At 62.6% G+C, this 14,129-nt stretch carries 12 protein-coding genes; all 12 read right to left on the bottom strand.

The annotated features are described in order from the left end of the window. Positions 1–18: 18 nt before the first annotated feature. Positions 19–732, bottom strand: coding sequence for a type IVB secretion system protein IcmH/DotU (icmH, locus tag AC0ZZU_RS14120; protein ID WP_476341506.1), 714 nt, complete (start codon positions 730–732; stop codon positions 19–21). Further along, the gene (gene tssK, locus AC0ZZU_RS14115) at positions 729–2,072 is read right to left on the bottom strand and encodes a type VI secretion system baseplate subunit TssK (protein WP_476341504.1); all 1,344 of its coding nucleotides are present in this window, start codon (positions 2,070–2,072) and stop codon (positions 729–731) included. The genes icmH and tssK overlap by 4 nt, the downstream gene beginning before the upstream one ends. Next, positions 2,069–2,809, bottom strand: coding sequence for a type VI secretion system lipoprotein TssJ (tssJ, locus tag AC0ZZU_RS14110; protein ID WP_476341502.1), 741 nt, complete (start codon positions 2,807–2,809; stop codon positions 2,069–2,071). The genes tssK and tssJ overlap by 4 nt, the downstream gene beginning before the upstream one ends. A 20-nt stretch (positions 2,810–2,829) precedes the next feature. Next, a complete protein-coding gene (tssH, locus tag AC0ZZU_RS14105) occupies positions 2,830–5,427 on the bottom strand; it encodes a type VI secretion system ATPase TssH (protein WP_476341500.1) in 2,598 nt (865 codons plus the stop codon). Then, positions 5,424–6,494 carry a type VI secretion system baseplate subunit TssG gene (gene tssG, locus AC0ZZU_RS14100; RefSeq protein ID WP_476341498.1) on the bottom strand — a complete coding sequence of 357 codons (1,071 nt, stop codon included), beginning with the start codon at positions 6,492–6,494 and terminating at the stop codon, positions 5,424–5,426. The genes tssH and tssG overlap by 4 nt, the downstream gene beginning before the upstream one ends. Further along, a complete protein-coding gene (gene tssF / locus AC0ZZU_RS14095; RefSeq protein WP_476341496.1) occupies positions 6,458–8,278 on the bottom strand; it encodes a type VI secretion system baseplate subunit TssF in 1,821 nt (606 codons plus the stop codon). The genes tssG and tssF overlap by 37 nt, the downstream gene beginning before the upstream one ends. After that, entirely contained in the window at positions 8,278–8,760 is a 483-nt protein-coding gene (gene tssE / locus AC0ZZU_RS14090) for a type VI secretion system baseplate subunit TssE (protein WP_476341494.1), read from the bottom strand. Before tssE ends, tssF begins: the two co-directional genes overlap by 1 nt. 26 nt (positions 8,761–8,786) lie before the next feature. After that, positions 8,787–10,289, bottom strand: coding sequence for a type VI secretion system contractile sheath large subunit (gene tssC / locus AC0ZZU_RS14085; RefSeq protein ID WP_476341492.1), 1,503 nt, complete (start codon positions 10,287–10,289; stop codon positions 8,787–8,789). 14 nt (positions 10,290–10,303) lie between these two features. After that, entirely contained in the window at positions 10,304–10,837 is a 534-nt protein-coding gene (gene tssB / locus AC0ZZU_RS14080) for a type VI secretion system contractile sheath small subunit (RefSeq protein ID WP_476341490.1), read from the bottom strand. A gap of 68 nt (positions 10,838–10,905) precedes the next feature. Beyond that, a complete protein-coding gene (locus tag AC0ZZU_RS14075; protein WP_476341488.1) occupies positions 10,906–11,655 on the bottom strand; it encodes a hypothetical protein in 750 nt (249 codons plus the stop codon). A gap of 612 nt (positions 11,656–12,267) precedes the next feature. After that, complete coding sequence (locus AC0ZZU_RS14070) at positions 12,268–12,744, bottom strand: hypothetical protein (protein ID WP_476341782.1); 477 nt, start codon at positions 12,742–12,744, stop codon at positions 12,268–12,270. Between the two features lie 84 nt (positions 12,745–12,828). Further along, positions 12,829–13,833: a hypothetical protein gene (locus tag AC0ZZU_RS14065; protein ID WP_476341486.1), complete on the bottom strand. Its 1,005-nt coding sequence runs from the start codon at positions 13,831–13,833 to the stop codon at positions 12,829–12,831. Positions 13,834–14,129: the final 296 nt, after the last annotated feature.

The raw sequence follows: 14,129 nt of genomic DNA, 5'->3' as shown, positions 1-14,129 counted from the left end.
CGGTTACCTGGGCGGTGCTCAGGCACTGAACAGCTTGCGGATGTGTTCGGAAAGCGCAGCGACGTCTTTGTCCAGCAGCCAGTCGAGCGTGAGGTATACCGCCAGGCAGGCCAGCGCAATCAACGCCAGGTACACCCACACCGGCACCTCGTGGCGCAGCATCTGCGACACCTGGTCTGGCAGCGCCCAGTCGGGCGACAGGGTCTTGGGCGGTTTGCGGTAGCGGGCGATGTCCTGGCCAAGGGTGTTCGCCAGGTAGCGCAGCTGGTCTGCCTGGCCCAGGCTGAACTTGCCCTCGAAACCCAGTGCCAGGCAGAGGTGATAGACCTCCAGCACGTCGAGGTTCTTTTTGACGTCGGCGCGCAGCGCGTCGATCTTGTCGAAGAAGCCCTGGCCGGCCAGGTGCACGCCAAAGTAACGGAACTGCAGCGGTTGCAGCTCGAAGTGCCGGCGCAGTGGATTGTCACCTGAGCGCAGCACACTTTCATCGAGGAAGGCGCACACGGCGTACTGGGTGTCCTTGACCTGCTCGACGCTGTAGTTGGCCGCGCGGGCGTTGCGTTCGAGGTCCTCGAAGAAGCGGTCGACGCTGCTTTCAAAAGCGCTGATGGAGGTCACCTGACGGCCCTTGCGCACGATCAGCGCCAGGCTGATGAAGTCCTGCACCAGGTCCTTCAGGCCCGGTTTGTCGCTGGCGGCCGACGTGGCGCCTTGCATTACGGCTTCGGTCATTTGAACACCGCCATCAGTTCAAGCTTGAGGTTGGTAAAGGCGCTGGGCGCGTAGAGGCAGATGGTCTGGGCAGTCATCATCCGCTCGTACACCTGGCCGTGCGGCTCGATGGCGAAGTACTGGTTGTCCAGGCGTACGGGAATGGCGTTGGGCAACCGCGTCGAATGGTTCAGCGTGACCCCGGGCATGGCACTGTTGACCACCACCTCGATGTCTTCCGGCGAGCCGACCTTGAAAGCGCGTGGCACCAGTTCCAACAGGCTGGAACCCGGCATGTCGGCCTGCACCGAGAGATAGAAGTCCGCCTCGCTCAGGCGCGGGTCCAGCAGCTGGCCCTGCCAGTACGACGGCTTGCTCTGGGACAGGTTGATGACGACGCACTGGTTGGGCACCACGTTGTCCAGCATCACCCGGATCATCTCGTCCAGCGTGACCAGCGATGCGGCGGGGTCGTGGTGCACGTACTCGGGAATATCACTGAGCTGGGTGTCCAGGCTGAAGGTCAGCAGGCCTCCCGCGAGGTCCGCCATGAACAGGTAAAGGCGCTCCGGATGCAGGCGCGGGTGCGCCAGCAGGTGGGCCAGCTGCGGGCAGGCGCGATTGACCGTGTTGAGCAGCCAGAACAGTGTCACGTCGCTGGAGCCGAATTCGGCGATCTGGTCGGCGCGCTCGCGGCGGCGGCCCGACAGTGCCTTGCTCTTGGCATGCAGCGCGCCGAGCAGGCGCTTGCCGATGCCCATCAGCGTCTCGTGGTTGCCCAGGTGCAAGGTCGGGTGGGCATAGTGCGGGTCGAGGTTGAAACCGCCCATGCTGTTGCGCGACAGCTTGGCCAGCGGGCAATGGCTGAAGCCGTCGAGATTGTCGCCGTCGACCAGCAGTACCACGTTCAGGCGCAGGCTGGTGATCTCGTTTTCCAGGTCGCCTTCGTTGAGGTCCGGCAAGGTGTCGAACTGTTTGCGAAAGCGCCTGGCGCTCTTGTGCTCCTGCCCATCCTCGACGTAGTTCAGGCCGAACGGCTCGGGCAGTTTCAGCGCGGCATACACCTTCAGGTCGTTGAGCCTGAGCAGCTCCTTGAGGTCGCGTGCGGCGGGCAGCGGGTCGTGCTGGGGCGCGTCATACAAGCTGCCGTCAGGAAACACCAGCTTCAGCCGCTTGAGCTGCAGGGAACCTGCGGCCAGGGCGTCCTCGTCCACCTGCAGCTCCTGCACGCCCCAATGGAACGGGGTGCCGCGCAGGGTCGCCTGCGCCAGCTGGTGCTGGTGGAATTCATCCTGGTACTGGAAGTGCTGGGGCAGCAGGAACATGCCTTCCGACCACATCACCCGGCTCTGCTTGCTCATCTGACGCTTTCCACTAAAGAGTTGAAGGATGAATCCACGGCGTTCTGCGCCGACTGGCCAGCGGCGTCCGTGGCTTTTTCCACCAGCGTGTCCCCGACCTTGTCCAGCAGCGCCTGACGCTTGGGATCAGCCGCTTTTTGCCCGGCCGCCGCCAGTTGCGCGGCGGTGGGTGGTTTGTTCAGCACATCGACGCCGCGCAGGGCGGTGACGTCGGTGTTGTCGACCAGCACGCGCAAACCGTTGGACGAGAACCAGATGCCGTCCTTGCGCAGCGAGTCGGCATCGAACGCGACTTTCCAGCGGCCGCTTTCGTCCTCGCGGAAAAACGCTGCCACGCCCACATAGCGTGCGCTTTTGCCCAGCGGCCACTGGTCGATCTGGCCGAGTCCTGGCAGCAGGGTGATTTCGCGGCTTTCCACCAAGGTGTCGCCCAACGCCTTGGCCGGGTCGTTCCACAACGTGTCGGCGTCGGTGGAGGCGAAGCGCTCCAGGTTGGTGAGCTGGTAGACCCGCATCACCACGGACAACGGTGCGCCGCTGGCATCCGGGTTGAGCTGGTTGCCACCGTCGGAGGTGAGGATGACCTTCTCGCTGTCGGCCAGCATGTCGGCCGCCCAGCTGTCGTCCATGCGCTTGCCGATGCGGTCGGTGACGCCGCAGCCGGCGAGCGCCAGCAGCAGCGCCGCTACCGTGAAGCGCTTGAAGGCGCGGGCCTTGCCTGTCTGTATGCAGTCCATGTCTGTTTACCTTTGCTCGTTCAGGCCAGCCGATAGGCGAAGTCGCCATCGCTGCCCAGCTCGATCGACAGACGCTCGATCGGCGTGTCCTGGGCCATGCGCTCGAGCACACGCTGGGAAAGCTCGGGCATCAAGGTCTGGGACAGGATGTTGTCGATGTTGCGCGCGCCGCTGTCGACTTCGGTGCAGCGCGCGGCAATGGCCTTGACCAGCGCGTCGTCGTAGCGCAGTTCGGCCTGGTGATTGCGTGCGAAGCGCTTGGCGATGCGCGCGAGCTTGAGCGCCACGATGCGTTCGAGGATCTCGTCCTGCACCGGGTAGAACGGCACGATGCTCAGGCGGCCCAGGAACGCCGGCTTGAAGACCTGGTTCAGTTCTTCGCGCAGACCCTCGATGATTTCGGCGGGCGAGGGCGGGGCCTGGTTGTTCAGGCAGCGCTGCATGATGTGCTCGGTGCCGGTGTTGGACGTGAGGATGATCACCGTATTGCGGAAGTTGATCTCGCGTCCCTCGCCATCGTCCAGCACGCCCTTGTCGAACACCTGGAAGAACAGTTCAAGCACATCGGGGTGGGCTTTTTCCACCTCGTCGAGCAACACCACGCTGTAGGGCTTGCGCCGCACGGCCTCGGTCAGCACGCCGCCTTCGCCGTAGCCGACGTAGCCGGGGGGCGAGCCCTTGAGGCTCGACACGGTGTGGGCCTCCTGGTACTCCGACATATTGATGGTGATCAGGTTGCGTTCGCCGCCATACAAGGTATCGGCCAGCGCCAGGGCGGTCTCGGTCTTGCCGACGCCGCTTGGGCCGAGCAGCAGGAACACGCCGATGGGCTTGTTCGGATCCTCCATGCGCGCGCGGGAGATCTTGATGCGCTTGCCGATCTCGTGCAGGGCGTGGTCCTGGCCCAGCACACGCTCGCCCAGCAAGGCGGGCAGGCGTTGCACGGTGTCGATTTCGTCGCGCAGCATCTTGCCCAGCGGGATACCGGTCCAGCCGCTGATCACCTGGGCGATCGCGCCGGCGTCGACCAGCGCGTGCACCAGCGGTTGCTCGCCTTGAACGCGGGTCAGCTCCTCACGCAGGGCAGCCAGCTCGCGGGCATCGGCATCCGCGGCACTGTCCAGCGCCTTCAGGCGCTCCACCAGCTCCAGCTCCTGCTGCCATTGCTGTGCCAGGCGCTGCTCCAGCTGCTGCGCGCTCTGCAGTGAATCCTGCAGTTCGGCCAGGCGCCGCGCATGGTCGTGGCCCTTGCCGGACTCGTGCTCCAGTACGGTGACTTCGGCTTGCAGGTTCTCGATCTGGCGGCGCGCGTCTTCCAGTGCGCCGGGTTGCGACGACTGCCCCAGGGCAATGCGCGCACAGGCGGTGTCGAGTACGCTGACGGCCTTGTCCGGCAGCTGGCGTCCGGTGATGTAGCGGTTGGACAGGCGCACGGCCTGGACCAGCGCCTCGTCCATCACCGCGACCTTGTGGTGCTCGCGCATCTTGCCCAGCAGCCCGCGCAGCATGTGGATGGCCTTGTCCTCGTCCGGCTCCTCGACCTTCACCACCTGGAAGCGGCGGGCCAGGGCGGCGTCCTTCTCGAAGTACTTCTTGTACTCGGCCCAGGTCGTGGCGGCGATGGTGCGCAGCTCGCCACGCGCCAGCGCCGGCTTGAGCAGGTTGGCCGCATCGTTCTGCCCGGCCTGGCCGCCGGAGCCGATCAGGGTATGGGCTTCATCGATGAACAGGATGATCGGGTGCAGGCTGCGCTTGACCTCCTCGATCACCGCCTTCAGACGATTCTCGAACTCACCCTTGACCCCGGCACCCGCCTGCAGCAGGCCGAGGTCGAGGGTGTGCAGCGCGACATCCTTGAGCACCGACGGCACGTCGCCCTGGGCGATGCGCAGTGCCAGGCCCTCGACCACGGCGGTCTTGCCGACCCCGGCTTCGCCGGTCAGGATCGGGTTGTTCTGGCGGCGGCGAGTGAGGATGTCGACCATCTGGCGCACCTCGAACTCGCGCCCCAGCACCGGGTCGATGCGGCCCTCGCGGGCGCTCTGGGTGAGGTTGACGGTGTACTGGTCCAGGGCCGGGGTCTTGCCATTGGCCTTGCCCGCCGAGCCCACGGGCGCGGCAGGGCTGGCCAGGGCGGTGGCGAGCCTGGATTCCACGCTGCCTTCGACCAGGGCTTCGAAGTTGAGCCGCAGGTGGTCAGCGTTGATCTTTTCAAGCTCGGGCGCCGAGGCGATCACCACGCGGCGCAGTTCGGCATCGTCGAGCAGCGCCTGCAGCAGGTGGCCGGTGCGGACCTGCCCCTGGCCGTATTCGATGGAGGCCAGCACCCAGGCCTGCTCGATCATGCGGGTGATATGCGGCGACAGCGCCGGGGTGCGCGTGTTGCCTTTCTTGAAGGTGCCAAGCGCTGTCACCAGCTGCGCCTGCAGGCGTTCGGCGACCACATCGTAGTGGCGCAGGATGCCCGGCAGGTCGTTGTCGCTGTTGTCGAGCAGCTGCAGCAACAAGTGCTCGACCTCCACATCGTAGTGGTGCTCGGAAAGACACAGGGCCGCCGCGCTTTCAGTGGCCATGCGGCTGGTTTCATTCAGCTTGGCGAACAGAGACTTCAGGTTCACAAGGCGACCCCATCGAAAGGTATATGGAAGACGGCGCAACGCGACGGTGCCGCGTTGCTGCCAGGACGTTTGAGCCAGCCCAGCCAGCCCAGGGAGACATTGCCGTCGCGGCCCAGTCGCGCCTTGGGCACGGCCTCGGGCTTGAGCAGTGGCGCGATCTGGAAGTCCAGTTCTGCGCCGATGTAGAAGCGCACCAGTTCCACCAGCTTGCGGTAATCCTGGGTGCCGGGCTGGAAGCGCTGGTAATCGGCCAGCTCCAGCGGACCCAGCTCGATGCGCACGCACGACTGGTAGTCCCAGACCCGGTTGCCAGCCACGGCGCTTTGCCCAAGGCGCGCGTTCTTGCGGCCCAGCTGGGTGCATTGGCCCGGATCGAGCTTGAGCCAGCGACCGGCGAACTGGCAGACCTTGAACGGCAGCGAGAAATAGAAGCCGAGCATCACCTCGAGGTTGAGCGCGTTGCGCGGCTTCTGGCTGAACAGGCCCGAAAAATAGCTGAACAGCTCGCGCCGCAGCGGCGAGCGGCCCTCCTCGAACTTGCGCTGCAGCGCCTGCGGCCCGAAGCCGACCAGGTTGAGCAGGTAGCGGTCGAAGCCCGAGGTGCCGTTGCGCTCATGCTCGATATGAAACTTGTACTTTTGCCACGCTTCGTAGAACAGCGTGGTCATGCGGTGCGAGAAGATATCCAGGAACGCATGGGCGGCATCGTCCCGGTACTGGACATGCCGCTCCAGCAGCAGCTCTGTGTACGGGCGCGGCAATACGCCGGACGGCCCCACCAGCCCCATGAAGGTGACCTGGACTTCCGACAGCGGCAGGCCAGTGGGCGATACCTTGCCTTCGCGCTCGAAATGCAGGTCGCTGACTTCACTGGCAGGGAAGTTCAGCGACAGCTGCGAGCGAAAGCGCAGCGGGTCTTCGTGCGGCCGGGTCGCAAGGTCCATGCGGCCGGTGCGGCTGTAGTGCAGGCGGAGCAAGCGCACCAATTGAAAGAATTCGAATCGGTACGGCTCGACTCGGGCCTGATCGATCAGACCAGGGGCTGATCGCCGGTTCGTGCGGGCCATTGGACGATTCTCTTCTCTCGTTGGAGGGTGCGCAGGGTGAGTTGGGTAAAGCTGTTCATCGAGCAGTACTGGCCAAAGAAGTGGTCCAGCACCATGCCGAACAGGAACACCCCGCTACCGGTGTACTGGCTTTCATCCAGGGTCAGGGTGATACCCACGCCGCGGACGAAGTTGGGACGCGGATGGCCGATGCGCGCCACCACCGGCTCGCTGGCGACCGCGACGATGCCGTTGATCTGTTTGCGGATCGCCGAGACGTTGCGGTAGTTGTAGAGCGACAGCAGTTCGAGCAGTACTTCGCGCCCCTGCGCCACCAGCGACATGTGGTTGAGCGACAGGTGCGAGATCAGCCGCCATATCAGCCCGTTGCCCAAGGGCACGCGCACCGATGCGGTGGGTTTGCGCAGGCAGCGGATGGTCTTGATCACCGAGTTGGAGGCAATGTTGAGGTCGCCCCGCTCACCCCCGAAGGGCAGCATCAACGGCACGTCCTGGTTGCTGCAGGTCAGGCTGATGCTGAGCGTATCGCTGCTGCCATCGATCAGTTCCAGGTCGCGGTCCACCACGCGGATCATCATGCCCGTGCCATCGCGCGTGGCGTGGCGGCGGGCGATCCAGAAGCTGCTGCCCGGGCCCTGGTCGCCACGCGGCTCGAAGAAGGGGTGGCAGGTATTGACCTCATCGATCCCGCCAAGCTTGCGGACCCGCCGCACGCGGTCGATGGACACCACCTCGGCGGCGTTGTGCAGGCGGGTATCGGGAATGACCGGGTATTCGTGCTGGGTGTGGGTCAGCTTGACCGGCTCGGCCTGCTGGCGGAACAGGTTGATGATCGGCGTACAGTTGAGCTTGAAGTTGTTGCGCCCGATATTCTGGGTCAGCCGCGCAAGGCGCTCGCTGAGGTCGTAGTCGCTGAAGTAGAAGTTGATCTCCACCTGCTCGAGCGCCTTGCCCGCCAGGATGCGCGCAAAGCCCGAGAGGTCGAAGAACATGAACTTGTCGGGGAAGGTGAAGTACTCGTGCAGCAGGCGATAGCCCAGGAACGAGCGCTCCGAGTAATCCACCAGGCCCTCGTCGCGGCCATAGCCTACGGCCTTGAGCGCATCGGCCGGCAGCGCGACTTCGCGGTTGCGGCCGGCGTCCTGGAAGCTGAGGGTGGCTTTCGCCAGATTGTTGAACAGCAACTCGTACAGTTGCAGCATCAGCGTGCTTTCGCCATCGAGGAAAAACCGCAGCCGGTCCAGTTCCAGCCTGCCGAACGGTACGTCCGAGGTCGCCCCCAGGCGAATGCGCAAGCGCGCCACCAGGTCGGCGCTGTGGCCGTTGAAGGCCGAGCGTTCGAGCTCGACGAACGAAGCCTGCTGCACCTCGACCGGCCACAGCTCAACCGGGTAGCACGTGCGGAACTTGCACGCCACGCCGTCGATGGCGTTGGCGCTCATCTCGGTATGGCGCGCCACGTGGTAGGCCTCGGTGACTTTCTCCTGCCGTCCCATGTTGAACTCGGCGATCGACATCGACGGGGTCGGGCGCAGGTAATGCGGGTAGAGCACTTCGAGAAAGGACTCGACGATTTCCGGAAACTCGTCATCGAGCTTCTTGTGCACCCGCGCCGACAGGAACGAGAAGGCTTCGATCAGGCGCTCGGTGTGCGGGTCTTCGCAATTGTCGCCCTCGAGCAGCAGCCGCGAGGCGATCTTCGGGTACTGGGCGGCAAACTCCTGCCCGAGAAAGCGCAGGTGCGAGAGTTCCTTTTCGTAGTAGGGCAGCAGGTCGTCGAGCATCAGTTCAGGTTCTGCACTTTGTATTCCTGGGTGTTGACCTGCAGCACCGCATCGAATGAGACGTGGCGGCTGATGTCTTGCAGGCGTAGTACCGCATCCACCCGGAAGGTCAGCATGCGGTGGCCGTTCTGCTGCGCGAGCAACTGCACCCGTACCCGTTGGAAACGCCGGTCGCCGGTGGTGATCGCCTTTTCCAGCTGGCGCTGGATCAGCCCGCGGTCCTGCGGGTCGAGCACGCTCTTGCTGATGAAGTCGGGCATGCCGTAGTCGAGGATGGTGCCGCCGAGCTGGGGGAAGCCCTCCAGCTCGTTGGCAACCAGCGACTGGCGGGTGTTCACCAGGATCTCCAGGTCGCGCACGATGCTGGCCTTGTACTCGGCCAGCGAGCATGAGCGCTGCGACGACGCTTCCGCGGACTGATGCGGACGGTCGTCCAGCAGTCGGTCCAGCAACGACGGCAACAGCCGGGCCTGGTTACTCATGTCTCATCCCTGGACATGCCTGCCGGTCAGCCGCGGGTCGACTGTGGCAACTCGGCGACCAGCCGCAACGAGGCGGTCAGTTCGTCGAGCTGGTAGTGCGGGCGCAGGTAGGTCACAGCCTTGTACACGCCAGGCTTGCCCGGCACCTCGAACACCTCGGCACGCGCCTCGCGCAGCGGGAACTTGGCCTTGGCCTCCTGGCTTGCGGTGTCGTCCAGCAGCACGTAGCTGGCCAGCCACTTGTTGAGGAACATCTCGACGTCCTTGCGCGAGGCAAAGCTGCCGATCTTGTCGCGCATGATCGCCTTCATGTAGTGGGCGATGCGCGAGGTGGCGAAGATGTACTGCAGCTGCGCCGAGAGCCGCGCGTTGGCATTGGCGATATCAGTGTTGTACTGCTTCTGCTTCTGGGTCGACTGGGTGCCGAAGAACGCCGCGTAGTCGGTGCCCTTGCAGTGCACCAGCGGAATGAACCCGAGGTCGGACAGCTCTTTCTCGCGGCGGTCGGTGATGGCGATTTCGGTCGGGCATTTCAGCGCGATTTCGCCGTCATCGGTATTGAAGGTGTGGGTTGGCAAGCCTTCCACCAAGCCACCGCCTTCGACGCCGCGGATCGCCACGCACCAGCCGTAGCGCGAGAAGGCATCGGTCACGCGAGTGCCCAGGGCATAGGCGGCGTTCATCCACAGGTACTTGTCGTGGTCGCGGCCATCGACGTTCTCGACGAAGTTGAATTCCTCGACCGGCGTGGTATCCGGGCCATACGGCAGGCGGCCCAGCACGTGCGGCAGGGTCAGGCCGACATAGCGCGAGTCTTCGGAGGCGCGGAACGACTTCCACTTGGCATATTCGACAGTGTCGAAGATCTTTGCCAGGTCGCGTGGGCCGGACATGTCGGTGAACGAGTCCCAGCCAAACAGCTCGGGCGAGGCCGCCGAGATGAACGGCGCATGTGCCGCGGCGGCCACGTGCGAGATCTCTTCGAGCAGGTACATGTCTTCAGGGCTGCGGTTGAACTCGTAGTCGCCCAGCAACATGCCGAACGGCGCGCCACCGAAGGTGCCGTATTCTTCTTCGTAGACCTTCTTGAACAGTGCGCTCTGGTCGAATTCGGAGGCGGCCTTGAGGTCGCGCACCAGGTCTTTCTTCGAGGCGTTGAGCAGGTGGATCTTCAGCGTGGTGCTGGTCTCGGTCTGGTCGACCTGGTATTTCAGGCCGCGCCAGGAGGCTTCCAGCTGCTGGAACTCGCGGGCATGCATGATCTCGTTCATCTGCTCGGAGAGCATCGAGTCGATCTCGGCGATGCGCGCGTCGAGCACGGCGATCAGGTCCTTGCTGGGCGTCATCTCGCCCTCGAGCACCTGGCTCACCAGCTCGCCGATCAGGTCACGGGTGCGGGTGCGCTCGGTCTCGGAGCGCGCCACGCGGCTCTGCGAGATGATGCTGTCGAGCAGCGAGGACTGCGGGGCGAAGTTTTCCACCTCGACCAGGTCGCTGGCCTGTTGCGGCAGGGTTTGCTTGTCGGTCATCGTCAGGCTCCGGCTCAGGCGTTGCGATCGTCGGCCGGGACTTCGGCTTCACGGCCGAACTCCTTGCCCAGGGTCTTGAGTTTCTCGGTGTTCTGCAGCACGTCCATCAGCAGCTCTTCGAGCTTGTCGTTGCCGCCCATCTTGTTGCGCAGGTCCGCCAGCTTGTTGCGCACTTCGAGCAGCTTGCGCAGCGGCTCGACCTGCTTGACCACGTTCTGCGGCTCGAAGTCTTCCAGGCTGTTGAAGTTCAGCTCGACGCCCAGCTGGGTGCCGTTCTTGGCCAGGGTGTTGTCGACCCGGTAGGCCAGGCGCGGCTTGATGCCCCGCAGCACGCCGTTGAAATTGTCACGGTCGATGAACACGAACTTGCGGTCCTTGAGCTTGGGCAAAGGCTCCAGCGGGTTACCGGAGAAATCGCCCAGCACGCCCACGACAAAGGGCAGCTCTTTCTTTTCCAGCGCATCGCCGATATCCACGTCGTAGGTGATGTGGACCCGGGGCGCGCGGACGCGGTCGAGTTTGTGCTGGGTACTTTCCTTCTTCGCCATCGTGATCTCCAGTGCGAACAGTTCGCTGCGAATCGTTTGCGGCCCGGCCTTGAAAAAGGCGCTGCGCGTTACAGTCCTTCGATCGTCAGCAACAGGCGCTGACGGATTTCATCGTTCATTTCCATGATGTTCTCACGGCTCACCAGCTCCTCGAAGCTGGCGTTGCCCGCAATCTGCGTGCTGCTGCGGATCACGCCCTCATCGGGCAGCTCCGAGCGCACCGGCGAGCTGATGACGCAGAACGGCAGGTCGCCGAAGCCCTTCAGGCGCTCGAAGCTCAGCGCAAAGCGCAAGCCCTCGAACAGCCGCCCCAGGCCGGGTGACTTGCTCAGGCAATAGAACAGCACCAGGTAGTGCACCACGAAGCGGTACAGCTCGGCGCTGCTGCGGTTGGGGTCTTTGATCACGGCGCGGAACTGCGCCAGGTCGAACGAGCCGAAGCCCACCACCCAGCGCACGGGGCTGGTGATACGGATCGTCTCGCCGCTCTGTTCGAGCACCTTGTCGTATTCGAGAGGGAACAGCTCGGGAGTGGTGCTGATCAGGTTGAGCGGAACTTCCAGCTCGCTGACCAGTTGAAAAGGGGAGGCCGAGCCGATGCGCTCGTAGAGCTCGATCAGCTCTTTGAAGTGATGCTGGGTTTCGCGACCGCTGCTGCGTTGCGCGCCTTGCAGGTACTCACCGAACAGCGTCTGGGGACGGATCAGCAGCGACAGCGTCGAGAGATAGTCCGACGCCTGCGCCTTGAGCGCATCGGAAATCGCCCGCGTCTGGCTACGCAGCCTGATCAACGCTTCGACATCGAATGTCTGTGTCATGGGTACATCGTCCTTGAGCCTGCTTGATCGTCCTGAAGCGCCGCTGGCGCGGACGTGAAATCATCTTCGGCACGGGCGGAATTTCAACCCGGAAAAGCCTGAATCACGGATGCTGGCACATGGATATTGAGTGGCCAGCAAGAGCCCCTAAGGCACTCTGTTCGAGAAGAAGTTCCCGAGAGAGGGGCGATTTTTTACTGGTTTGCGGTTGCGGCGCAATGATGTCGCGGTGCCATCTGTGGGGGTTTATAAGGGCGTTTAACAGGCGTTTGGCCCGGCGGGGCGGGGCGCAGAGCAGCCTGGAAAGGGGCTGGATGGGATCCACTTTTTTTTTGTGAAAGGTGAAGCAGGTCCCTGTTTGAGCTCTGATAAGAGGGGACGTAACAGGCGGTGGAGCGCCGGGCAGTGATGGCAATGCTTGGACAACAGTCCCATTTTCAGCGCCTGGATCTGCCCCGGAATCCACGCAATATCTCGTAGCAATAACCCATGCTGCTGACTCAATAGCGTTCATGAGGCCGGGTGCGGGCCGGCCCCACGACGGTAGCACTCACGCGTACAGAGTTGTCCACGGTCGAGACTCGACAAAGGCCAGGTGTTCCTGGTCAGGCCTTACCTTCCATCCACCTGGATGCACACATCCTTTCCGTTGATCGTCTTGCAGGGCCAGTTGTCATTGATATAGCGGTCCGGTTTGAAACAGACGCGATCGTCATTGACCCAGAACAATTGCCAGGCCGAGCCCGAGATCAGGAGTTTTGGACAAGGGGAATAGCCTCTGGCCAACAATGCCAGGGTCGTCAAAATCATCAACGCGGGAACCACATACAAGATGATCTTGATCGATGAGCCGATCATCAGGCTCTGGAATCTGAACAGTCGTGACTTGGTAGGCGGGTCGAATTTCTTGCCGTTCCAGAACGCGATGGCCCCGCCCACGACGCAAATCAATACCACGGGCGGCGCCATGAGCAGGCAGAAAGCGAGGTACGGTGTTTCCACCACGGGCGCGCTTCGCCAGAGCCTGCCGTACAACGGCAGGATATGCGTCCAAAGCCAGTAGACAGAAAATGTACCAACAAGAAGCATGAAGGGCACCGCAACCGCGGTAATCAACCTAATCTTCGTCGCTGAAATCTGGTCAGGGTATTTCACAGGTGTGGTTTTCATCATTCAGAACTTAGGCAGGTTGAAGCCCGGCAGCTTCGGCAGTCGTGGTGCATCAGGCCAGCTAGGAAGGCTGAACTCTCGAGGCTGGACCTTACGAATAACCCACGACTTCGCTTCTTTGTAGAGCTGGTCCGCGATTTCGGAGGCGATATTCGCGGCCGTTTCCTCGGCGTAACTCTGCAGATCCTTGACCGTGATCTGCGTGGCCTTTTCATGAAGATACGAAACGTTGTCTACCGCATAACGCAGGCCGGCCTTCACGGAGTTCTTGATGCCGTAATGATTGTCTAGCGCGTTGAGTCCTATTCCAATCGCGAAAACGACAACGGCGCCGACGACAACCGGTAGCGCAGCAGCAGTGAACACGGCACCAAAGGCAACGGCAGCCGCATAGCCCACCGCGGAGGCAATGCCGGCCTTGATCAGCTCCACTCCAACGCCCGCGAAAAGGTCGGTCATCACCGCTTCGTCATTGAAGAACCACTCCAGTACTTCAATGCCCACGGCCACCCAGCACGATAGCTTGAAGCCCGCTATCGACGAACCGCGTATGCCATATTTACCAATACCAAGTTCCACAACCTGCGCGTTGCGAAGGCCATAGCGAGTGCCACGAAGTTTATTACGCAGGCCAGGGTAGCCGGTCAGAATCAGGTACTGCCGTCCATTGTGTGTCGCCACGCGGGTTTTTGTACCGAACCCGCCAATGTCACGGAGCAGACGGGCAGAGTTATAGGCATCATAAACTCCAAGTGCAGTCGGCACTCCCCAATTGGTATTGACGAATTCATGAGCGGTGGCGTTGTAGAGGGACTGGGTTGTCCAGGTCCCATTAAGCAAGCCTGGTTGGGTTCGGGAACAAACCTGGGGCGCCTGTGTAGCGCTCATGTCAGGGTCGGATTCAGCTTGATGAGCGCTGAGTTGATCCATGGGGATAACAATCATCTCCCGTTGGTTCTGATCAATTTCACGATCCAGCTGACTGAGCTGGGAAGTGCTCAGGCTCATGACGAGGCTCTCCTTGTCGATATCTGTATGTGCTGGGCGGGCCAGCGTCCTTTCGGGAGGCAGCCTACACCCCGAGATTCACAAGAGCAAACCAGTCGCTGCGCGCCATACGGCGTTATTGGGGTAGTCAGATACATCTTGAAAACACAATGAATGATGCTGCAATGACAGTATTTATGGCTGTTTGACATCACTCATGGGGAGCGTGTGCACTCTTCGCAGAATTGCATGCCAGACGGGTAGCGATGCTGTGCAGCTTGTGGAGTGCGGAGCCGAATTGATGACCCAAGGATGTT

It is taken from the genome of Pseudomonas sp. JE3303 (genome assembly GCF_056312565.1).
Note: the sequence above shows the minus strand (reverse complement) of the source record. Positions and strands in the feature narration are given on the sequence as shown.